The organism is Alcanivorax sp. DG881, assembly GCF_000155615.1.
GTDB lineage: Bacteria > Pseudomonadota > Gammaproteobacteria > Pseudomonadales > Alcanivoracaceae > Alcanivorax.
On record NZ_DS989915.1, the window covers coordinates 553,702 to 574,978 of the forward strand.

Genomic DNA, 21,277 nt, shown 5'->3' on the forward strand with positions numbered 1-21,277 from the left:
GGAGTCTTTATGGCCATTAACCGCAGCCTGCTGCGCGGGCTATTGGTGGGTCTGTGCTGTTTTTCCGCTCTGGCACAGGCCGACATTCATCGCAGCCATGCCATGGCCATGCACGGCAGCCCAAAGTACCCGGCAGGCTTTGAGCATCTGGATTATGTAAACCCTGAGGCGCCGAAAGGGGGCAAATTACGCCGCCACGTCATTGGTACCTTCGACAGCCTGAACCCTTTCGTGCCGAAGGGCACCGCTGCGGCCGGGATCGGCTCCCTCGTTTATGACACCCTGACCACACGCGCCGAAGATGAGCCCTTCACCCAATACGGCTTGCTCGCCGAAACCATCGAATGGCCCGAAGACCGGAGCTGGGTCCGCTTCCACTTGAATCCCAAAGCCACCTTCAGTGATGGCAAGCCGGTACAGGCCAGCGATGTGGTGTGGACATTCAACACACTCATCAACGATGGCGCGCCCTTCTACAGCTTTTATTACAGCGGCGTGGATCACGTCACCGCCGACGACGAACACACCGTCACCTTTCATTTCAAACCCGGTGACAACCGGGAATTGGCGCTGATCATCGGCCAGCTGCCGGTGCTTCCTGAACACGTCTGGAAAACCCGGAAATTTACCAGCGCAGGGCTGGAAAAACCCATTGGTTCGGGCCCCTATAGCGTCGGCAATGTGGATACCGGAAAACAGATCACCTTCCAGCGCCGCAAGGATTACTGGGCCAAAGACTTGCCCATCATGCGTGGTCGCAATAATTTCGATACCGTTTCATTCGACTATTTCCTGGATGACACCGTCGCCCTGCAGGCTTTCAAGCGGGGGGATTACGACTGGCGCTTTGAAGTGAGCTCAAAGAACTGGGCCACCAGCTATAAAGGCCCGGCCTTCGACCAAGGCAAACTGGTCAAGGAAGAAGTCCCCCACTCCAACCCCGCAGGCATGCAGGGGATCGTCTACAACCTGCGCAACCCCCTGTTCCAGAACGTAGCCCTGCGCGAAGCCATGACCTACGCACTGGATTTCGAATGGTCCAACGCCAATCTGTTCTATGGCCAGTACAACCGCACACGCAGCTACTTCCAGAATTCGGACATGGCCGCCACCGGCCTGCCCACCGAGGCAGAACTGGAATTACTGGAGCCCTTGCGCGACGACATCCCGGAACGGGTTTTCACGGAAAGCTATGAACCGCCGAAAAGCGATGGCAGCGGCCGCCCCCGTGCCAACCTGGCCCGAGCGCAGACACTACTGAAAAAGGCCGGCTACCAGATCAGGGAGGGCCAGCTTCACAGCCCTGATGGTACTCCGGTCAGTTTTCAGATCATGCTGCATCAGCCCGCGTTCGAGCGCATCCTGTTACCGTTTGCCCGAAATCTCAAAGCACTGGGTATCGATGCCCAGGTAGTCAAGGTAGACACCAGTCAGTACGTGGAGCGTATCCGTAACTTCAACTTCGATATGGTAGTCAGCTCCTTTGCCCAGTCGTCCTCCCCCGGCAACGAGCAACTGGAATACTGGGGCAGCGACGCCGCCGAGGACCCCAGCAGCCGAAACATCATCGGCATTCAGAACCCGGCTGTAGACACCCTGGTCGATGCCATTGTCACCGCCACCACGCGGGATCAGCTGATCACCGCCTGCCGCGCTCTGGACCGGGTACTACAGTGGAATTTTTACGTGATCCCCAACTGGTATGCCGACCATCATCGCCTGTCTTACCGCAGTCGCCTGAAACACCCCTCACTGCCTGAATACGTAGGCATTGATGGCGCGATCGACACTTGGTGGGACAGCAACGCGCAATGATGCGACTTTATATTGCCAAACGGTTGCTGCTGATCATCCCGACCCTGTTCGGTATTTTGCTGCTCAATTTTGTCGTGGTTCAGGCCGCCCCAGGCGGCCCCGTGGAAAAGACACTCGCGGAGCTACAGGGTATTGGTGGTGGTGCCGGCGGCAGCTTTGCCGGCGGCAGCGTGGATACGCTCAGCAGCGGCGGAGATTATCGCGGCTCCAAAGGCCTGCCCCCTGAACTGGTGGAACGGATACAAAAGCTCTATGGCTTTGACAAACCGGCGCCGGAACGTTTCTGGCTAATGGTCAAAAGCTATCTGAGTTTTGATTTCGGAGAATCCTACTACCGGGACCGCTCAGTGACCGAGCTGATCGTGGAACGCATTCCTGTATCTCTCTCGCTGGGCTTATGGAGCACGTTGATTGCCTATATGGTGTCGATTCCCCTGGGCATCCGTAAAGCTGTGAAAGATGGCTCACGCTTCGACATATGGAGCAGTACGGCCATTGTTGTCGGCTTTGCGATCCCCAGCTTCCTGCTCGGTATTCTGCTTATCGTACTGTTCGCCGGCGGCTCCTACTTCGAGTGGTTCCCCTTGCGTGGCCTGACGTCTGACAACGCCGATCAACTGAGCCTGCTTGGTCAGGTCGCCGACTACCTGTGGCACATCACCTTGCCGACGCTGGCCATTGTTGCCGGGAGTTTTGCCACATTGACCATGCTGACCAAGAACTCCTTCATGGATGAAATTCGCAAACAGTATGTGCAAACCGCCCGCGCCAAAGGGCTCAGCGAAAAGCAGGTGTTGTACGGCCATGTCTTCCGCAATGCCATGCTGATCATTATCGCCGGCTTCCCCGCCGCTTTCGTGGGCATGTTCTTCACCGGCGTGCTGCTTATCGAGTTCATTTTTTCACTTGATGGACTCGGCCTGTTGGGCTTCGAGTCCGTGATCAACCGGGACTACCCCGTCGTTTTTGGCACCTTGTTCATTTTCACTCTGATCGGTCTGCTGCTGAAGCTGGTCAGCGATCTGACTTACATGTGGGTCGATCCACGCATTGATTTCGAACGGAGGCAGAGCTGATGGCCTTCCGTAACCCGTTAATGCGCAATCCGGTCTGGCAACGACAATGGCAGGCGTTTCGTTCCAACAAACGCGGCTATTGGGCGCTGTGGATTTTTGTCACGCTGTTCGTACTCAGCCTTGGCGCCGAACTGATTGCCAACGAAAAGCCCTTGCTGGTCAGCTACGACAATGAACTCTACGTTCCCGTGTTCAACACCTACCCGGAAACCACCTTCGGCGGTTTTTTCGAATCGGAAACCAACTACCGTGATCCCGTGGTCAAGGATCTGATTAATAACAAGGGCTGGATGATATGGCCGCCCATTCGTTACAGCTACAACACCATCAACTACGATCTCACTGTGCCAGCCCCGGCCCCCCCCTCAGCGGAAAACTGGCTGGGCACCGATGACCAGGGCCGTGATGTGCTGGCCGGGTTGATTTACGGCTTCCGTATTTCCGTCCTGTTCGGTTTGGTGCTCACCATTCTCTCCAGCATCGTCGGCATCATCGTCGGTGCCATCCAGGGCTATTACGGCGGCTGGCTGGATCTTTCCGGCCAGCGTTTTCTGGAAATCTGGTCCAGTATGCCTACGCTTTACCTGATCATTATTATTTCCAGCTTTGTGGTACCCAGCTTCTGGACGTTGTTGGTCATTCTGCTGTTGTTCTCCTGGATGGCGCTGGTGGATCTGGTGCGTGCGGAGTTCCTGCGCTGTCGCAACATGGACTATGTGCGCGCCGCCCACGCCATGGGCGTACGCACCCCGGTCATCATGTTTCGCCACATGCTCCCCAATGCCATGGTCGCCACCCTCACCTTCCTGCCGTTTATTCTCAACAGTGCCGTGGTCACGCTCACCTCACTGGATTTCATCGGCTTTGGCATGCCGCCGGATGCCCCTTCTCTGGGCCGTCTGGTCGGCCAGGGCAAGGCAAATCTGCACGCCCCCTGGCTGGGTATCAGCGTGTTTGCCACGCTCACTCTGATGCTCACCCTGCTGGTATTTATCGGTGAAGCCATTCGCGATGCGTTCGACACAAGGAAGTTTCTGCAATGAGCCTGCTGCGCATAGAAGGGCTGAGTATCCGCTTTGCCGACCAGCTCGCCGTCGATGACATGTCGCTGGAACTCCATCCCGGGCGAATGTTGGCGTTAGTGGGCGAATCCGGTTCTGGCAAATCGCTTACCGCCTTGTCTGTGATGGACCTGTTACCGGAAAACGCGAGTTGGCAGGCAGACAGCCTGCAACTGGACGATATGGATTTGCAGGTGCTCAACAGCGAGCAGAAACGCAAACTGCGCGGCGGTCGCATCGGGATGATTTTCCAGGAGCCGCTGACGGCCCTGAACCCCTTGCACACCGTGGAAAAACAGATCAGCGAAAGCCTGTTTGTGCATCAGGGCATGAGCAAAAAACGCGCTCGTGAGCGCTGTCTGTCGCTGCTCGAGCAGGTCGAACTGCCCGCTACACCGGACATGCTGGACCGCTATCCGCACCAACTCAGCGGGGGCCAGCGCCAGCGGGTCATGATCGCCATGGCCCTGGCTAATGAACCACAGATCCTGATTGCCGATGAGCCCACCACCGCTCTCGATGTGACGGTGCAGGAAACCATTCTTGACCTGATCAAACGACTGCAGAAAGAACTCAATCTTTCCATTTTACTGATCAGTCACGACCTGGGCGTTGTCAGCCGTTTTGCCGAGGACATCGTGGTCATGCATAACGGTAAGCGGGTGGAAGCGGGCCCCACGGATACCGTGCTGAATTCCCCCCAGGAAGACTACACCCGCCACCTGATCAACGCAGAGCCCCAGGGCCGCCTGGAACCACTACCCGATGACACCCCTGTGCTACTCAAAGCCCGTGGCATGGCCGTGACGTTCAAAGGCAAACGCCGTGCCCTCTTCTCACCGCCTCCGCTGCTTCACGCGGTGGATCAGATTGATCTGACACTGCGCCGCGGCGAGACCCTTGGCATTGTTGGCGAGTCCGGCTCGGGCAAGTCCACTTTGGCTCTGGCCCTGTTGCGGTTAATCCAGAGTGACGGTGACATTGACATGGATGGCACGGACATTCGCGCCCTTTCCCGGTCCGGTTTACGACAATGGCGCAGCCGTTTTCAGGTCGTCTTTCAGGACCCCTACGGCAGCCTGAATCCACGCATGACCGTGGGCCAAATTGTGGCCGAGGGGCTTGCTGTACATGCCCCGGCACTGGGCGCCACGGAGCGTGACGAACAGGTCTGCCGCATCCTTGACGAAGTAGGCCTGCCCAGCAACGTCCGCCACCGTTATCCCCATGAGTTTTCCGGCGGCCAGCGACAGCGAATCGCCATCGCCAGGGCGCTAATCATGGAACCAGAATTACTGGTTCTGGATGAACCCACCTCGGCGCTGGACCGCAGCGTTCAGCACCAGATCCTGGAATTGCTCAAATCCTTGCAGGCACGCCGGGGACTCAGTTACCTGTTTATCAGCCACGATCTCAAGGTAATCCGGGCTATCTGCCACCGGGTGCTGGTCATGAAAGACGGCAAGACTGTGGAGCACGGCGATACGCAAGCCGTATTCGACAACCCGCAGCAGCCCTATACCCACAAACTCATGGCTGCCGCCTTTGCCCGCAGCAGGAAACAGACGGTTGCACTTTGATCGTTTACAGGCGGGCGTAATAACGCGGCAAATTGCCTATACTTGGGCGAAATCAGCTACACGTTGAATGTTAAAAGGCGCGAATCAACCCACTGAGCTCGCGTTGTTACATTTTCAACTTCGAACTTTCAACTCAAAAGCACATCGAGGACGAACATGGGATTTCTTGCAGGCAAACGCTACCTGATTGTCGGTGTCGCCAGCGACCGCTCCATTGCCACCGGTATTGCCGAAGCCATGCACCGCGAGGGTGCCGAGCTGGCTTTCACTTACCAGAACGACAAACTGAAAAGCCGCGTTCTTAAAGCTGCAGAACGCTACGGCAGCAGCGAGGCCATGTGCTTCCCTTGCGATGTGACCAGCGACGAGGCCATTGACGCCGTCTTTGCCGAACTGGGCAAGCAGTGGGATGGCCTGGACGGTATCGTTCACGCAGTGGGTTTTGCCCCAGCTGCAGAACTGGACGGTAATTTTGTGGATGTGGCCACCCGCGAAGGTTTCCAGATTGCCCACGACATTTCCAGCTACAGCTTCGTGGCACTGGCCAAGGCAGGCAAGAGCATGCTGGCCGGCCGCAATGGCGCCCTGCTTACCCTTACCTACCACGCTGCCCGCCAGTCTGTGCCCAACTACAATGTGATGGGCATGGCCAAGGCCAGCCTGGAGGCGTCCGTGCGTTATCTGGCTGCCAGCATGGGGCCTGACGGCGTCCGTGTGAACGGCATCTCTGCCGGCCCGATTCGCACTCTGGCGGCCTCTGGCATCAAGAAATTCCGCAGCATGCTCGACTACAATGCCGCCAAGGCGCCTCTGCGCCGTAACGTCACCATTGAGGAAGTGGGCAATACTGCGGCCTTCCTGTGCTCGGACCTGGCCTCCGGCATTACCGGCGAGATCACCTATGTGGACGCTGGCGCAAGCACGGTATCCATGCCGTTTGAACTGGAGCTTTAACGCCACCATGCAAGAGCGCCGCTAGCGGCACGGTCCTTACCCACGGAGGGTCATCGCGCCGCTGGCCATGCACAAAGCGACAGTGTTTTGACATAAAAAAAGCCCACCATCCGGTGGGCTTTTTTATGAGCTGAACGCCGCAGGGAGACTACTCTCCCTGATTGGCGCTCAGTCGAGAGGGATGCAATTCCACATCGCCTTCATCGCGCAACAGGGCAACCACCTGACGGAAATTGCGCTGCCCTTCCACATTGGCAAGTTCAACCAATGCCGCCTGCTGCTGGGCATCACTCAACGGTTCGGCATTACCGTCAGCAACCCGAGTCACCTGGTAGGCAACCACAGAACCGTCACCCAGACGGGTCAGCGCCACAGGAGAGGCTTCCCCTTCTTCGAAGCGCGGCGCACCGAATGCACCATTGACCACTTCCATAGACGGTTCTGCACCACCACGCTGCAGGCCTTCCTGCTCTTCAACTTCTACCCCGAACAGGTCCGCCACTGCCGCCAGATCAGCACCATCATCGATGGATTTCTGTGCGTCTTCGTTAAGCTGCTGGACCTTGTCCATGGCGTGCTCACCTTTGAGGCGTTCGCGAATAGCGAAAGAGACTTCCTCAAACGGCATCGGTTCAGGAGACTTGTTCTCTGCAATGCGTACGGCGATATAACGGGTTGGATCAACTTCAATCAGATCACTGTTGTGCCCCTGTTCGCGCACCTGATCAGAATTCAGCGCTTGCTGTACCTGAGGCAGGGACAATGGCGCATCAGCCGCCGCCAGGTCGACCCAGTCGGTGGTGACCACAGAGGTGCCCACCTGCTCTGCCGGGCTCTGCAGATCGGCATGCTCGTAGAGCAGCTCTTCCAGCTTCGCCACATCGTCATTCAACAACGCTTCCGCACGGGCTTTCTTCAGGTCGGCGCGGATTTGATCCGACAGCTCAGCCAGCGACGGCAAGGCACGAGCGGTCTCTTCCTGGGTCACCTTGATCAGGTGAACCCCGGCGTCCGTTACCACCGGCGCAGAGACGGTGCCGGAAGCCAGATCGGCAATGGCGTCTTCCATTTCTTCAGGCAAGGCCCCTTTGGAAACCACACCCAGATCACCACCGGACTGGGCGCTGCCTGAGTCGTCGGAGTACTGGGCAGCAGCATCTGCAAAGGACTCACCACCGGCAATGGCTTTCGCCGCTTCACGGGCACGGACCTTCGCCTGTTCAAGATCCCGGTCATCGTTCACTTCGATGAGAATATGTGACACCTGGCGTGGTGCGTCACCGGCACCCGCTTCTTCCATGATGGATTTACGGACATCGTATTCCGCCTTCACATCCTCGTCAGTGACGCTAACCTGATCGGCATACTTGTCCGCAGACAGTTCAACGTAAGACACCTTGAACTCTTCAGGGCGCATGAATTCACCCTGATTCTCGTCATAGAAGGCTTTGACCTCTTCGTCTGACACGCTGAACTGTTTGCGCAGTGAGTTGATATCCAGTTGCGCATAACGGATGTCGCGGGACTGTTCACCCAGACGACGCTGTTCGTTCAGCTCGGAAGGAAGCGAAAAGTCCGTCTGCATGAAGCCCGCACGGAACTGCTCCTTGATCATGTCCTGACGCAACCCCTGGATGTAACTCTGCGGGTTCATCCCACGGGCACGCAGTTCACGCTCGAACCGCTGTTCGGAAAACTTGCCGTCTTCCTGGAACAGCGGCACCTTGTAAATATCGGCAGCAACCTGTTGCTCACTGAACACCATGCTGGATTGTTCCGCTGCGGCCAGAATCAGTTGCTCGTTGACGATGCCATCCAGCACCATTTCCGGACGTACAAATGAATCCAGCAATGCAGGATTCATGTTCGGGCTTTGCTCGCGAAGCATGTTACGAACCCGCTCTACCCGCTGGTTCACAACACTACGTGTGATCTTGCTGCCTTCCACTTCAGCTACCACGTCGCCTGTGCTTCCACCGACAAAGTAGCCGTAAAAGCCGGAAATCACGAAAGGAAGAATGATTGCGGCAAGCAGGACCTTGCCCACGGGACCGCGGACAAACCGTCTGAACTCCTGCATGAAATTACTCCGTAGGGATACTCTCGAAATTCGATCTTATTATTCAGAACCGGCGGATGACTGCAGGTTCCCTTAAATGCAAAAAAGCGTACCCCTTACGAGTACGCTTTCTCAAACTGGCGGAGCGGACGGGACTCGAACCCGCGACCCCCGGCGTGACAGGCCGGTATTCTAACCAGCTGAACTACCGCTCCTGCAAACAGTTTAGTTCACCGCGTCTTTCAGTGCCTTACCGGCTTTGAAGCCCGGTACGTTGGCAGCGGCGATCTTGATGGTCTGGCCAGTTTGCGGGTTACGGCCATCGCGAGCTTCACGACGCTTCACAGCAAAAGTACCAAAACCTACCAGAGAAACGCTGTCACCTTTTTTCAGGGCGCCAGTTACCGCTTCCAAAGTAGAATCCAGAGCGCGACCAGCGTCGGCTTTGGAAATATCCGCGCTAGCGGCAATCGCATCAATCAACTCTGACTTATTCACAAAGTTCCCCTTTCTCTATTTTCCCGGTTTTATGGTCGAGGCGTGATGCACTCTCCTTATGCGAAGCCGCCTTTATACCAACGGGTATCAGGGGCGTCAAGAAAGGAGAAGCACGATCTCACCCAAGTTAAAACAATTGAAAAACCATACAGATCAACAATTTAAAAAGGTTTAAATGTGATCCGTTAATGTGTACTAGGACGTTTGTTACCTTCCTGGTTTTTCTCTTCTGCCAGCGCTAAATCCTCTTCCAGCTCCGCTTCGGAAAGCGGATTTGGTTGATGAGTCAGTGCCACATCAAGTACCTGGTCAATCCATTTTACTGGTCGAATGTCCAAGGACGCCTTGATATTGTCGGGGATCTCCTTGAGGTCCCTCTCATTTTCTTCCGGAATCAATACCGTCTTGATTCCGCCGCGATGGGCAGCCAACAGCTTTTCCTTAAGGCCGCCAATCGGCAGCACCTGCCCACGCAGGGTAATTTCACCGGTCATGGCCACATCCGCACGCACCGGGATACCGGTCAACACAGACACCATGGCCGTACACATACCCACACCGGCACTGGGCCCATCTTTCGGGGTTGCCCCTTCCGGCACATGCATGTGCAGGTCGTTGCGATCCAGTGCCCGGCGGCGAATGCCCAGGGTGCCTGCACGGCTTTTCACTACCGTCCACGCAGCCTGGATAGATTCCTGCATTACATCACCCAGTGAGCCGGTAGAAATCACCCGCCCCTTGCCTGGCGTGGAAACACTTTCAATGGTGAGCAGCTCACCGCCCACAGAAGTCCATGCAAGGCCGGTTACCTGACCGATCTGATCCTGCTCTTCAGCACGACCAAAGCTGAACTTGCGGACACCGAGATAATGCTCAACCAGCTCTTCGCTCATGGTGACCGTTTTCGTTTCACCGCTGAGCAAATGTTCTTTCACCACCTTGCGGCAAATCTTGCTGATTTCGCGCTCCAGGCCACGCACGCCAGCCTCCCGGCTGTAATGGCGAACGATGTACCGTAACACGGCTTCATCAAATAACAGCTCATCTTTTTTCAGGCCGTTGTTTTTGATTTGCTTGGGGATCAGGTACTGCAGCGCAATATTGACCTTCTCTTCCTCGGTATAACCGGGAAGACGAATCACTTCCATGCGGTCCAGCAAGGGCGCCGGAATATTCATGGAATTGGATGTGCAAATGAACAGGGTTTCGGACAGGTTATAGTCCACTTCCAGGTAATGATCACTGAACGTATCGTTCTGTTCCGGGTCCAGCACTTCCAGCAGTGCCGACGCCGGATCACCCCGGTTATCCATGCCCATTTTGTCGACTTCATCGAACAAAAACAGCGGGTTACGGACGCCCACCTTGGACAGTTTCTGGATAACCTTACCCGGCAAGGAGCCGATATAAGTCCGGCGATGGCCGCGGATTTCCGCTTCGTCACGGACACCACCCAACGCCATGCGAACGAACTTGCGATTAGTGGCGCTGGCGATGGATTGCCCCAATGAGGTCTTGCCCACCCCTGGCGGCCCAACCAGGCACAACACAGGCCCTTTCACCTTGCCGACCCGGCTTTGTACGGCCAAAAATTCCAGCACGCGATCTTTTACGTCTTCCAGACCGTAGTGGTCCCGGTCCAGCACTTCCTTGGCGTAATTCAGGTCATGACGCACCCGGCTGCGCTTTTTCCACGGCACCGAGGTCATCCAGTCCAGATAACCGCGCACAACCGTGGCTTCCGCCGACATGGGGGACATCATCTTGAGCTTGTTCAGCTCTGCCTGAGCCTTGTCGCGGGCCTCTTTGGGCATGCCTGCGCTGTCGATTTTCTTTTCCAGATCATCCAGGTCATTACCGCTGTCTTCCAGATCTCCCAGCTCTTTCTGGATGGCTTTCATCTGTTCGTTCAGGTAATACTCGCGCTGGCTTTTCTCCATCTGCTTTTTCACCCGGCCACGGATGCGCTTTTCCACTTTCAGCACATCAATGTCGGATTCCATCAGCGCGATCAGGTGTTCAACACGCTCGCGCACGTCCACCATTTCCAGCACGTCCTGCTTCTCTTCCAGCTTGAGCTGCAGGTGAGCGGCAATGGTGTCAGCCAAGCGGCTGACTTCGTCGATGGAAGAAACGGAACCGGTAACTTCCGGCGCCACTTTCTTGGAGAGTTTGACGTAATCCTCGAACTGACCCTGCAGTGAGCGAGACAACGCATCCTGCTCGCTTTCGTCCGGGAGCCCTTCTTCCAGCTCGCGCACATCAGCAACAGCGCCTTCTTCACCAAATTCAGCCTTGGCCACATGGGCACGCTGACCGCCTTCGACCAGCACCTTCACGGTACCGTCCGGCAGCTTGAGCAATTGCAGGATGGTTGAAATCGTTCCGACCCGGTAGATGTCGTCCACACCCGGATCGTCGTCGGAGGCATTACGCTGGGCGACCAGCATGATCTGCTTGTCAGCTGCCATGGCAGCTTCAAGAGCCGCAATGGACTTTTCCCGGCCGACAAACAGCGGGATAACCATGTGCGGGTACACCACTACATCACGTAGCGGTAAAAGCGGAATATCTTTCAGCACGTATTGCCTCTATGACTTAGGTGAAAGCAGGACAGACCCGGACCATGCCCGGGTCTCAATCCGGAGCCACCTTGGAAGACTGCTCGTTGTTTTCGTAAATCAACAACGGTTCGGATTCACCCTTGATGGTCGGGCTATCGATCACCACCTTGGCCACGCTATCCATGGACGGCACCTGGTACATGGTGTCGAGCAATACGCCCTCGAGGATCGAGCGCAAGCCGCGAGCACCGGTCTTGCGTACCATGGCCTTGTTGGCGATCGCACGCAGGGCATCGTCGCGGAAATCCAGCTCCACCCCTTCCATTTCAAACAGACGCGCGTATTGCTTGGTCAGCGCATTGCGCGGTTCGGTGAGAATCTGGATCAGCGCTTCTTCGCTCAGCTCTTCCAGCGTTGCGATCACGGGCAAACGACCAATGAACTCGGGGATCAGGCCATACTTGACCAGATCTTCCGGCTCCACATCGACCAGCAGCTCGCCCAGATTGCGTGTATTGTCCTTGCTCTTTACCTCGGCGGAGAAGCCGATACCGCCCTTCTCGGAGCGCTCACGGATCACCTTGTCGAGACCGGCAAAGGCACCACCACAAATGAACAGCATGTTGGAGGTATCCACCTGCAGGAATTCCTGCTGCGGATGCTTGCGCCCACCCTGGGGCGGCACAGACGCCACGGTGCCTTCGATCAGCTTCAACAGTGCCTGCTGCACGCCTTCACCGCTCACATCACGGGTGATGGAGGGGTTGTCGGACTTGCGGGAAATCTTGTCGATTTCATCAATATAGACAATGCCACGCTGGGCCTTGTCCACATCGTAGTCACATTTCTGCAGCAGTTTCTGGATAATGTTTTCCACGTCCTCACCGACATAACCGGCTTCGGTGAGCGTGGTGGCATCCGCGATGGTGAACGGCACATTGAGCAGACGCGCCAGGGTCTCGGCCAGCAGGGTCTTACCGCTACCGGTAGGCCCAATAAGCAAAATATTGCTTTTTCCGAGCTCAACTTCGTCACGGCCTTTGCCGCCGCTACGCAGGCGCTTGTAGTGGTTATACACCGCCACAGCCAGCACCTTCTTGGCGCGCTCCTGGCCGATCACGTACTCATCAAGGGTATCCTTGATCTCGTTCGGCTTGGGCAGGCGCTCGCCAGCCGTATCGCTGGTGTCTTCCTGCACTTCCTCGCGGATAATGTCATTACACAGATCCACGCATTCGTCGCAGATAAAGACCGAGGGCCCCGCAATCAGTTTGCGGACCTCATGCTGGCTTTTGCCGCAGAAGGAGCAATACAGCAGTTTGCCGTCGTCGCCCTTGCCAGTGGAATCGGTCATCGAATTGCCTCTAAACCTGTGTATTTGCTTTGAAGATGCAGGGTAGCCCGGTGTTTTTCAAGCCCGCCGGGCCGCTCTGCTGTTCCGTTAGGACACTTTTTGTACGAACAGGCCCTATTTAAACAGGACGTTGGCTCAACACCGCGTCAATGATGCCGTATTCCTTCGCTTCGTCGGCACTCATGAAGTTGTCACGGTCAGTGTCTTTTTCCAGCTGCTCGATGGGCTGGCCGGTGTGATGAGCCAGCAAGCTGTTGAGCTGCCCTTTGATTTTCAGGATTTCCTTGGCGTGAATCTCAATATCTGAGGCCTGGCCCTGGAAGCCACCCAGCGGCTGGTGAATCATCACCCGGGCATTGGGCAGCGCAAAACGCTTGCCAGTAGCCCCGGCGGTAAGCAAAAAGGCCCCCATGCTGGCCGCCTGGCCTACACACATGGTGGACACATCCGGCTTGATGAACTGCATGGTGTCGTAGATAGACATGCCAGCGGTAACCGAGCCACCCGGGCTGTTGATGTACAGGTGGATATCCTTGTCCGGGTTCTCGGACTCAAGGAACAGCATCTGTGCCACGATCAGGTTGGCCATGTGATCTTCCACCTGGCCAATCATGAAGATCACCCGTTCTTTCAGCAGGCGGGAGTAGATATCGAAAGAACGTTCCCCACGGGCGGTCTGCTCGATAACTACCGGCACCAGCCCCAGATTGGTCGGATCCTTGATCAGCTGGCTCATTTCCGGAGTAAGCGAGTTAATACGGCTCAAGTCGATCATGTAGCGCTTTCCTTCTCGTCGATCGTCCGTGGACGTTCTCAACTGTTTATTGATGCCGGAGGTCAAAACAACCGGCATGTACCTTGCGTTGTCTTGGGGGCCAGAAGGCCGGAAAACAAGGCAAGCAAGGCAAATAGGTCTTCAGGCATCTTATGACGGCACCAAAGGGGCGTCTATAAAAGCGGGCGGGAGAGGGGTTCAAGTGCACAATTCTTGCGCAAATTGCGCATAAATAACGCAAAACGGGGCCCGAAGGCCCCGTTTTGAAGGTCAAACCGAAGGATTAAATCAGCCTTCCGCTTGCTCGCGCGGCTTCACTGCGTCCTGGTAAGGCATGGTTTTCTCTTCCACCTTGGCGCTTTCCAGCACCAGGTCGACCACCTGCTCTTCGAGGACTGCGCCTTCAATCTGCTGCAGCTGCTGCGGATTGCTGTAGACCCAGCTCACCACTTCTTCCGGCTTTTCGTACTGCTCGGCAATCTCTTCAACGCGGGCTTTTACCTTGTCGGCATCTGCCTTGATTTCGTTCTTGTCGAGGATGGCACGCACTACCAGACCCAGACGCACGGAGCGCTCGGCCTGCTCTTTGAACAGGTCATCCGGCAGGATAGAGGGATCAAACTGCTGGCCGCCACCAAACTGCTGCATCATCTGCTGACGCATGCGCTGAATTTCCTGGGTGACCAGGGCTGCCGGCAGGTCAAACTCATGCAGGTTCACCAACCCGTCCATGGCCTGCTCTTTCACCTTGCTGGTGATGGCATTCTTGAGCTCACGCTCCATGTTCTTGCGTACTTCAGCCTTGAACTTGGTTTCATCACCATCGTCCACACCAAAGCCTTTCATGAACTCGGCGTCCACTTCCGGCAGCGCCTTGCCTTCCACCTTGTTGACCTTGATCTGGAACACGACTGACTGACCCTTCAGGTCTTCGGACTGATAGTCTTCCGGGAAAGTCACATCGATGTCTTTCTCGTCACCGGCTTTCATGCCAACGATGCCGTCTTCAAAGCCCGGAATCATCTGGCCAGAGCCCAGCTCCAGATTCTGACCTTCGGCGGTACCGCCTTCGAAGGCTTCGCCGTCTTTCAGGCCTTTGAAATCGATATTGACGCGGTCACCGGTTTCGGCGGCACGGTCCACATCGGCAAACTCCGCACGCTGCTGGCGCAGGGTTTCGATCATGGTGTCCACGTCGGCATCGGTAACGTCGGACTGGGGCTTTTCCACTTCGATGGTATCGAACGCGGCCAGCTCAACCTCCGGGTACACCTCGAAGGTCGCCACGAATTCCAGATCCTTGCCTGCTTCGTTGGTCTTGGCTTCAAAACCGGGCATGCCAGCGGGCTGCAGTTTTTCCTGCTCCACCGCCTCGATGAAGGCTTCACGCATGACGTCAGCCAGCACTTCGTTACGCACGGCCCCGCCAAAGCGACGCTTTACTTCACGCATGGGCACTTTACCCGGGCGGAAACCGTCCAGACGGATCGTTTTCTGGGCTTCCTGCAGCTTGCCTTCTACTGCCACATCCACTTTTTCCGCGGGTACACCCACCGTCACACGGCGCTCAAGACCTGAAGTCGTTTCAACAGAAACCTGCATAACATCCTCTTTAAAAAAGACTTTTATCTCTGCCCGCCGCCGAAATAACGCGAAGACGGCCTAATGAAGGGCGCAGATTATAATCAAAGGGAGCTTCGCTGCCTACAGTCTGCCTGTAGCGCAGCACCTGAAGCCCATACGAAAAAGCCTCCGGGGATCTATCCCGGAGGCTTTTAATATGGGGTGACTGATGGGGCTCGAACCCACGACCGCCGGAATCACAATCCGGAGCTCTACCAACTGAGCTACAATCACCATAAAACTGTCTGCTTTCTTGCTGTCCTGCCTGGCGCGCCTGGCAGGACTCGAACCTGCAACCGACGGCTTAGAAGGCCGTTGCTCTATCCGGTTGAGCTACAGGCGCTTGCAGGTTTCCGCCATCAAGCCAACTGGTCGGGGTGGAGGGATTCGAACCCCCGACATCCTGCTCCCAAAGCAGGCGCGCTACCAGGCTGCGCTACACCCCGTCTCATAAAGCAAAGTTAGCAACTAAGCTCGAAAGCGAGGCGCGCATAATACTCGGCACCCCCATAAGCGTCAACGGTGTTTGACGCAAAAAAATGTCTAACGTTCAGATTTTAGGCAACTTTTGCGTCCATTTTTTGCGCGCGGTGCCTGCGCATGCGAGAATCGCGCCGTTCCCGGCTACCCCGGCTGGCTGTCATTAGCGCACCCCGCCGAGCCGCACCTCCTAATATGTAGTCAATTTCAGAGAGACCGCCCACATGACCGCCCAGATTCTTGATGGCAAAACCCTGGCCCAGCAGTTTGAACAGGAGATGCGCCTGCGCGTTGACACCCTGAAAGCCAAGGCCGACGGCCGCACGCCGATTCTTGCCACCATTCTGGTGGGTGCTGACCCGGCCTCCGCCACCTATGTAAAGATGAAAGGCAACGCCTGCCAGCGTGTTGGCATGGAATCTGTCGCCATCGAACTGAGTGAAGAAACCACCACGGAACAGCTACTGGCCAAGATTGACGAACTGAATAGCAACCCGGATGTGCACGGCATTTTGCTGCAACACCCGGTGCCCGCCCAGATCGACGAGCGCGCCTGTTTCGACGCTATCAGCCTGGAAAAGGACGTGGACGGCGTTACCTGCCTCGGGTTTGGCCGCATGAGCATGGGTGAAGCCGCCTACGGTTGCGCCACCCCCAAGGGCATCATGCGGTTGCTGGAGCACTATCAGGTGGAGCTGGAAGGCAAACATGCCGTCGTGGTGGGGCGCAGCGCGATTCTGGGCAAACCCATGGCGATGATGCTGCTCGAAGCCAATGCCACCGTCACCATTTGCCACAGCCGCACCCAGAACCTGCCGGCTCTGGTGAAGCAGGCAGACATCGTTGTCGGCGCCGTGGGCAAACCGGAATTCATCAAGGCGGACTGGATCAAGGATGGCGCAGTGGTGGTCGATGCCGGCTTCCACCCGCAAAAATGCGGGGATATTGAACTGGCGCCGCTGGTTGATCGCGTGACCGCCTATACCCCGGTCCCAGGCGGGGTCGGACCAATGACGATCAACACCCTTATCTTCCAGACCCTGCAATCCGGCGAGAAAGCCTTCGGCTAAGTGCCAACCGGGGCGCCTCAGGCGCCCCACTCTTCCCTGCTTCCCCATCACTCCCCATCATCTGTGCTCGCCCTGAACTGTCATAAAATGGTCAATATCCACCGCTGTCGGGCTGGGTTAGCATCCTTGATGCTGCAGTGATTTTCTCGTTGCAGCCGCCCAATTGAGGCAGACCAAGGAGAGCACCATGTCAGGGAAGTTCGAGATCGACAAAGCCAGCAATGACCAGTTCATCTTTCGCCTGAAAGCCGGCAACGGCGAGATCATCCTCGCCAGCGAGCAATACACCACCAAGTCCGCCTGCGAGAACGGCATCGATTCGGTACGCAAGAACAGCACCGCTGATGACAACTTCGAACGCAAGATCGCCAAGGACGAGCGGCACTACTTCGTCCTCAAGGCCGCCAACCACCAAGTGATTGGGCAAAGCCAGATGTACAAGAGCGCCGACGGCATGGAAAACGGCATTGCATCCGTTGCAGCCAATGCACCCACCGCCGCTTTGGTCGACCTGACCTGAAAGCGCTCGCAATAAAAAAGGCCGCACTCAAGCATCCGAGTGCGGCCTTTTTTGTTTTCAGCCTTGCTGCAGTGCTACGCAGCAATCAATAGCCGATGATCGAGCCAGCGTGCCACTCAGGCTTCCTTCGGCCAGGACTCACGCAAGCCCACTGTCTGGTTGAACACCAGCCGTTCTTCGCTACTGTCCTGATCCACACAGAAATAGCCTTCGCGCTCAAACTGGTAACGGGTTTCCGCAAGCGCGCCGCGCAGACCCGGCTCTACCCAGCAACCATCCAGCACAGTCAGGGATTCAGGGTTGATGTGCGACAGGAAGGTCTGCCCTTCTTCCAGCCCCTTGCCGGGGTTGGCAGCACTGAACAAACGGTCATACAGACGCACTTCGCAGGGCAGGCCTTTTACCGCGCTGACCCAATGGATTACCCCACGCATCTTGCCCTGGTCCTCGGCATTTTCCGGGTTCTTGCCCAGGGTGTCCGGATCATAGGTGCAACGCACTTCCACGATCTCGCCCTGTGCATCGCGCACCACATCCGTGGCACGCACTACATAGCCGTAACGCAACCGCACCCGATCACCCAACACCAAACGCTTGAACTTCTTGTTGGCCTCTTCCCGAAAATCCTCACGGTCGATATACACTTCCCGCGTCATCGGCACCTGGCGGGTGCCCATGGATTCATTCTGGGGATGCACCGGCGCAATCAGCGACTCTTCTTTACCCTCTTCCCAGTTCTCGATGACCACTTTCAACGGATTCATCACGCACATGGCCCGCGGAGCATACTGGTTCAGGTCATCACGGATCGCCGCTTCCAGCATCCCCATGTCCACCACCGAATCCGCACGGCTAACCCCCACCGACTCACAAAAGGTACGGATAGAAGCCGGGGTGTAACCGCGGCGACGCAACCCGGAGATGGTCGGCATGCGCGGATCATTCCAGCCATCCACGTGCCCTTCATCCACCAGCTGCTTGAGCTTGCGCTTGCTGGTCACTGTGTAATTCAGGTTCAACCGGGCAAATTCATACTGGCGGGGACTGGCCGATACAGCCGTATTCTCCACCACCCAATCATAAAAGGGACGATGATCTTCGAATTCCAGCGTACACAGGCTGTGGGTAATGCCTTCGATGGCATCCGACAGCGGGTGCGTGAAGTCATACATGGGGTAGATGACCCACTTGTCACCGGTCTGGTGGTGGGTCTTCTTGCGAATCCGGTAGAGGATCGGATCACGCAGGCTGATATTCGGGCTCTGCATGTCGATTTTCGCGCGCAGCACCGCCTCGCCTTCGTCCAGCTTGTTGTCGCGCATCTGCTCGAACAACGCCAGGTTTTCATCCACAGACCGGTCACGGTAAGGGCTCGGCTTGCCTGGCGTGGTGAAATTACCGCGGTATTGAGCGATTTCCGTCGGGCTCAGGCTGTCCACATAGGCCAGGCCTTTCTGGATCAGGCCCACCGCCAGATCATACAGCTGGTCAAAGTAGTTACTGGCAAAGCGCTCTTCACCGTTCCACTGGAACCCCAGCCACTGCACATCCTGCTTGATGGACTGGATGTACTCGTCCTCTTCCTTCTCCGGATTGGTATCGTCGAAGCGCAGATTACAGCTACCGCCATAGCTTTCCGCGATACCGAAGTTGAGGCAGATAGATTTCGCATGGCCGATATGCAGGTAACCGTTGGGCTCCGGCGGAAAACGGGTAGCCACCTGGCCGTCATTTTTACCTTCTGCGAGGTCACGGTCGATGATCTGTCTGATAAAATTGCTTGGCGCTTTCGTTTCGCTCATTGCCTGGGCCAGTCCGGATAGAGATACGGTAAATGGGTACGGTGAAAATGAAGGTGCGCTAGTGTACTGTAGCCCCCCCAACAGTCAAAGACTCAGGGCCCCTCTGTACGCAAAATAGGCGTTAACTGACGGGTCCGACCCTGCGGAGAAACATCAATGAAAGTGTTGCTGACAACAACTTACGGCAAAATCACCCTGCAACTGGACGCAGAGAAAGCGCCGGGAACCACCGAGAACTTCGTGCAATACGTCAAGGAAGGCCACTTTGATGGCACCATCTTCCACCGCGTTATCAGCAACTTCATGATCCAGGGCGGTGGTTTCACCGAAGACATGCAGCAAAAGCCCACCCGCGCACCGATCCAGAATGAAGCGGGCAATGGCCTGTCCAACAAGGCCGGCACCATTGCCATGGCGCGCACCCCGGATCCGCATTCCGCCTCGGCCCAGTTCTTCATCAATGTGGCCGATAACCACTTCCTGGACAAGGAACGCAGCCAGGACGGCTGGGGCTATGCGGTATTCGGCGCCGTGTCTGACGGCATGGACGTGGTGGAAAAAATCCGCAATGTCGCCACCGGCAACAGCGGCGGCCATCAGGATGTACCGGCAGAACCGGTACTGATCGAATCCGCCGAGCTGATTGAGGACTAATCGTCATGCGCCTTGCTGCTGCCCTGCTCGCCCTGCTTCCCGGCTTGTTGCTGGCCAACCCGGTGGTCCGCCTGGACACCACTGCTGGCCCGGTGACCATCGAGCTGTATGAAGACAAAGCCCCGAAAAGTGTCGCCAACTTTCTTCAATATGTAGACAGTGGCTTCTACAACGGCACCCAGTTTCACCGTGTTATTAGCGGTTTCATGATTCAGGGTGGCGGTTTTGACCAGAGCGGGCAGCGCAAGGCCACGCGCGAGCCCATTCAGAACGAGGCCGACAACGGTCTCAAGAACAAGCGCGGCACCCTGGCGATGGCGCGCACCAGCAACCCGCACTCCGCCACCGCCCAGTTTTTTGTAAATCTGGTCGACAATCGCAATCTGGATTTCACCGGCAAGAGCACTCGCGGCTGGGGCTATACCGTTTTCGGAGCGGTCACTGACGGCATGAATGTGGTCGACAATATTGCTCGCGAACGCACCACCAGCCAGCGCCTTAACGGCATGATGGCCCGCGATGTTCCGGAAGTTCCGATTCTGATTACCAAGGCCTACCGCCTGGAAGATGACAGCACGCCGGCTAAACAGGCGAACGAAGAGAAGGACGCTCAATAGTCATGAGTTACACCCTTTTCATCTCTGATCTGCACCTGGATCCGGCACGCCCTGAGCATCTGGATGCCTTGGAAAAGCTGCTGGCGGAACATGCCGGCAAAGCCGATGCCCTGTATGTACTGGGCGATCTGTTCGAAGCCTGGATCGGCGACGATGATGACACCCCCTTCAATCTCGATGCCATCGCCGCCTTCCGCCAGTTTTCCGACAGCGGCAGCAAGCTCTACTTCATGCACGGCAACCGGGATTTCATGCTCGGCAACGACTTTGCGACTGCCTGCGGCGGCACCCTGCTCGACGAAGGCACCGTAGTCGATCTTTACGGCACTGATGCGATTCTCATGCACGGCGACAGCCTTTGCACCCTGGACACCGCCTATCAGCAGTTCCGCACCATGGCCCGCAACCCCCAGTGGCAACAGGGGATGCTCGCCAAACCACTGGAAGAGCGTCGCATGATCGCCCAGGGCATGCGTATGCAAAGCCAGGGTAACAATGCCAACAAGGCCGAAAACATCATGGATGTCACCCCGGAAGAAGTGGTCCGGGAAATGCAGGACGCCGGTGTGAAGCACTTGATCCACGGCCACACCCACCGCCCGGACGTCCACGACGTAGCCTTGCCTGACGGCACCGGCAAGCGCTGGGTACTGGGTGACTGGGGGAAGCTGGGGTGGCAGATTGTGGCGGACAGTGAGCGGGGACTGCGGTTGGAAAGCTTCGACATCAATTAATAGTTAATAATTAATAACTCGCGGATTAATGTTTCAATTCT

General features: G+C 56.7%; 17 protein-coding genes and 4 tRNA genes. 10 read left to right on the top strand and 11 right to left on the bottom strand.

Going from position 1 to position 21,277, the window contains the following annotated elements; translation table 11 throughout:
- Positions 1-9: 9 nt before the first annotated feature.
- The 5 genes from ADG881_RS02480 (at position 10) to ADG881_RS02500 (ending at position 6,486) form a co-directional block, all read left to right on the top strand.
- Positions 10-1,815, top strand: a complete 1,806-nt coding sequence (locus ADG881_RS02480) for an extracellular solute-binding protein (protein ID WP_007150020.1) — start codon at positions 10-12, stop codon at positions 1,813-1,815.
- Positions 1,815-2,891, top strand: a complete 1,077-nt coding sequence (locus ADG881_RS02485; protein ID WP_039927134.1) for a microcin C ABC transporter permease YejB — start codon at positions 1,815-1,817, stop codon at positions 2,889-2,891. The genes ADG881_RS02480 and ADG881_RS02485 overlap by 1 nt, the downstream gene beginning before the upstream one ends.
- Positions 2,891-3,934 (top strand): ABC transporter permease, encoded by a 1,044-nt coding sequence (locus ADG881_RS02490; protein ID WP_007150765.1) that lies wholly within the window; start codon positions 2,891-2,893, stop codon positions 3,932-3,934. The genes ADG881_RS02485 and ADG881_RS02490 overlap by 1 nt, the downstream gene beginning before the upstream one ends.
- Positions 3,931-5,532 carry an ABC transporter ATP-binding protein gene (locus tag ADG881_RS02495; protein ID WP_007150541.1) on the top strand — a complete coding sequence of 534 codons (1,602 nt, stop codon included), beginning with the start codon at positions 3,931-3,933 and terminating at the stop codon, positions 5,530-5,532. The genes ADG881_RS02490 and ADG881_RS02495 overlap by 4 nt, the downstream gene beginning before the upstream one ends.
- A 156-nt stretch (positions 5,533-5,688) precedes the next feature.
- Positions 5,689-6,486, top strand: coding sequence for an enoyl-ACP reductase (locus ADG881_RS02500; RefSeq protein WP_007150414.1), 798 nt, complete (start codon positions 5,689-5,691; stop codon positions 6,484-6,486).
- A 148-nt stretch (positions 6,487-6,634) separates the two neighbouring features.
- On the opposite strand, the gene ADG881_RS02505 is transcribed toward ADG881_RS02500, so the two are convergent.
- The 10 genes from ADG881_RS02505 to ADG881_RS02550 all read right to left on the bottom strand — a co-directional run bounded on the left by ADG881_RS02505 (position 6,635) and on the right by ADG881_RS02550 (position 15,805).
- Positions 6,635-8,566, bottom strand: coding sequence for a SurA N-terminal domain-containing protein (locus ADG881_RS02505; RefSeq protein ID WP_039925989.1), 1,932 nt, complete (start codon positions 8,564-8,566; stop codon positions 6,635-6,637).
- Positions 8,567-8,683: 117 nt separating this feature from the next.
- Positions 8,684-8,760: transfer RNA gene (locus tag ADG881_RS02510), tRNA-Asp, on the bottom strand.
- A gap of 10 nt (positions 8,761-8,770) precedes the next feature.
- Complete coding sequence (locus tag ADG881_RS02515; protein WP_039925990.1) at positions 8,771-9,043, bottom strand: HU family DNA-binding protein; 273 nt, start codon at positions 9,041-9,043, stop codon at positions 8,771-8,773.
- Between the two features lie 185 nt (positions 9,044-9,228).
- Positions 9,229-11,625, bottom strand: coding sequence for an endopeptidase La (gene lon / locus ADG881_RS02520; RefSeq protein WP_007151474.1), 2,397 nt, complete (start codon positions 11,623-11,625; stop codon positions 9,229-9,231).
- A gap of 55 nt (positions 11,626-11,680) precedes the next feature.
- Entirely contained in the window at positions 11,681-12,961 is a 1,281-nt protein-coding gene (clpX, locus tag ADG881_RS02525) for an ATP-dependent Clp protease ATP-binding subunit ClpX (protein WP_007151111.1), read from the bottom strand.
- Between the two features lie 118 nt (positions 12,962-13,079).
- Positions 13,080-13,736 carry an ATP-dependent Clp endopeptidase proteolytic subunit ClpP gene (clpP, locus tag ADG881_RS02530; RefSeq protein ID WP_039925993.1) on the bottom strand — a complete coding sequence of 219 codons (657 nt, stop codon included), beginning with the start codon at positions 13,734-13,736 and terminating at the stop codon, positions 13,080-13,082.
- Between the two features lie 288 nt (positions 13,737-14,024).
- Positions 14,025-15,338 carry a trigger factor gene (tig, locus tag ADG881_RS02535; protein WP_007150297.1) on the bottom strand — a complete coding sequence of 438 codons (1,314 nt, stop codon included), beginning with the start codon at positions 15,336-15,338 and terminating at the stop codon, positions 14,025-14,027.
- A 179-nt stretch (positions 15,339-15,517) separates the two neighbouring features.
- A tRNA-His gene (locus ADG881_RS02540) sits at positions 15,518-15,593 on the bottom strand.
- A 32-nt stretch (positions 15,594-15,625) separates the two neighbouring features.
- Positions 15,626-15,702, bottom strand: a tRNA-Arg gene (locus ADG881_RS02545).
- Between the two features lie 26 nt (positions 15,703-15,728).
- A tRNA-Pro gene (locus ADG881_RS02550) sits at positions 15,729-15,805 on the bottom strand.
- Positions 15,806-16,063: 258 nt separating this feature from the next.
- Here ADG881_RS02550 and folD point away from each other — a divergent pair.
- On the top strand, positions 16,064-16,909 hold the full coding sequence (gene folD / locus ADG881_RS02555; protein WP_007150091.1) for a bifunctional methylenetetrahydrofolate dehydrogenase/methenyltetrahydrofolate cyclohydrolase FolD: 846 nt from the start codon (positions 16,064-16,066) through the stop codon (positions 16,907-16,909).
- 187 nt (positions 16,910-17,096) lie between these two features.
- Positions 17,097-17,429, top strand: coding sequence for a YegP family protein (locus ADG881_RS02560; protein ID WP_007151317.1), 333 nt, complete (start codon positions 17,097-17,099; stop codon positions 17,427-17,429).
- 116 nt (positions 17,430-17,545) lie between these two features.
- Here the strand turns inward: ADG881_RS02560 and ADG881_RS02565 are convergent, their stop codons facing one another.
- Entirely contained in the window at positions 17,546-19,231 is a 1,686-nt protein-coding gene (locus ADG881_RS02565; protein ID WP_007149365.1) for a glutamine--tRNA ligase/YqeY domain fusion protein, read from the bottom strand.
- A 156-nt stretch (positions 19,232-19,387) separates the two neighbouring features.
- Here ADG881_RS02565 and ADG881_RS02570 point away from each other — a divergent pair, with 156 nt between their 5' ends.
- The 3 genes from ADG881_RS02570 to ADG881_RS02580 are packed head-to-tail and all read left to right on the top strand — an operon-like array spanning position 19,388 to position 21,236.
- Positions 19,388-19,885: a peptidylprolyl isomerase gene (locus ADG881_RS02570; RefSeq protein ID WP_007151150.1), complete on the top strand. Its 498-nt coding sequence runs from the start codon at positions 19,388-19,390 to the stop codon at positions 19,883-19,885.
- Positions 19,886-19,890: 5 nt separating this feature from the next.
- On the top strand, positions 19,891-20,502 hold the full coding sequence (locus tag ADG881_RS02575) for a peptidylprolyl isomerase (RefSeq protein ID WP_007149790.1): 612 nt from the start codon (positions 19,891-19,893) through the stop codon (positions 20,500-20,502).
- Positions 20,503-20,504: 2 nt separating this feature from the next.
- Positions 20,505-21,236: a UDP-2,3-diacylglucosamine diphosphatase gene (locus tag ADG881_RS02580; RefSeq protein WP_007149707.1), complete on the top strand. Its 732-nt coding sequence runs from the start codon at positions 20,505-20,507 to the stop codon at positions 21,234-21,236.
- The last annotated feature ends 41 nt before the right edge of the window (positions 21,237-21,277 follow it).

Excerpts from the sequence above, each read along its gene's own strand:
- ADG881_RS02480 (WP_007150020.1), top strand. The coding sequence starts at position 10 with ATGGCCATTAACCGCAGCCTGCTGCGCGGGCTATTGGTGGGTCTGTGC.
- ADG881_RS02485 (WP_039927134.1), top strand. The coding sequence starts at position 1,815 with ATGCGACTTTATATTGCCAAACGGTTGCTGCTGATCATCCCGACCCTG.
- ADG881_RS02490 (WP_007150765.1), top strand. The coding sequence starts at position 2,891 with ATGGCCTTCCGTAACCCGTTAATGCGCAATCCGGTCTGGCAACGACAA.
- ADG881_RS02495 (WP_007150541.1), top strand. The coding sequence starts at position 3,931 with ATGAGCCTGCTGCGCATAGAAGGGCTGAGTATCCGCTTTGCCGACCAG.
- ADG881_RS02500 (WP_007150414.1), top strand. The coding sequence starts at position 5,689 with ATGGGATTTCTTGCAGGCAAACGCTACCTGATTGTCGGTGTCGCCAGC.
- ADG881_RS02505 (WP_039925989.1), bottom strand. The coding sequence starts at position 8,566 with ATGCAGGAGTTCAGACGGTTTGTCCGCGGTCCCGTGGGCAAGGTCCTG.
- clpX (WP_007151111.1), bottom strand. The coding sequence starts at position 12,961 with ATGACCGATTCCACTGGCAAGGGCGACGACGGCAAACTGCTGTATTGC.
- clpP (WP_039925993.1), bottom strand. The coding sequence starts at position 13,736 with ATGATCGACTTGAGCCGTATTAACTCGCTTACTCCGGAAATGAGCCAG.
- tig (WP_007150297.1), bottom strand. The coding sequence starts at position 15,338 with ATGCAGGTTTCTGTTGAAACGACTTCAGGTCTTGAGCGCCGTGTGACG.
- folD (WP_007150091.1), top strand. The coding sequence starts at position 16,064 with ATGACCGCCCAGATTCTTGATGGCAAAACCCTGGCCCAGCAGTTTGAA.
- ADG881_RS02560 (WP_007151317.1), top strand. The coding sequence starts at position 17,097 with ATGTCAGGGAAGTTCGAGATCGACAAAGCCAGCAATGACCAGTTCATC.
- ADG881_RS02565 (WP_007149365.1), bottom strand. The coding sequence starts at position 19,231 with ATGAGCGAAACGAAAGCGCCAAGCAATTTTATCAGACAGATCATCGAC.
- ADG881_RS02570 (WP_007151150.1), top strand. The coding sequence starts at position 19,388 with ATGAAAGTGTTGCTGACAACAACTTACGGCAAAATCACCCTGCAACTG.
- ADG881_RS02575 (WP_007149790.1), top strand. The coding sequence starts at position 19,891 with ATGCGCCTTGCTGCTGCCCTGCTCGCCCTGCTTCCCGGCTTGTTGCTG.
- ADG881_RS02580 (WP_007149707.1), top strand. The coding sequence starts at position 20,505 with ATGAGTTACACCCTTTTCATCTCTGATCTGCACCTGGATCCGGCACGC.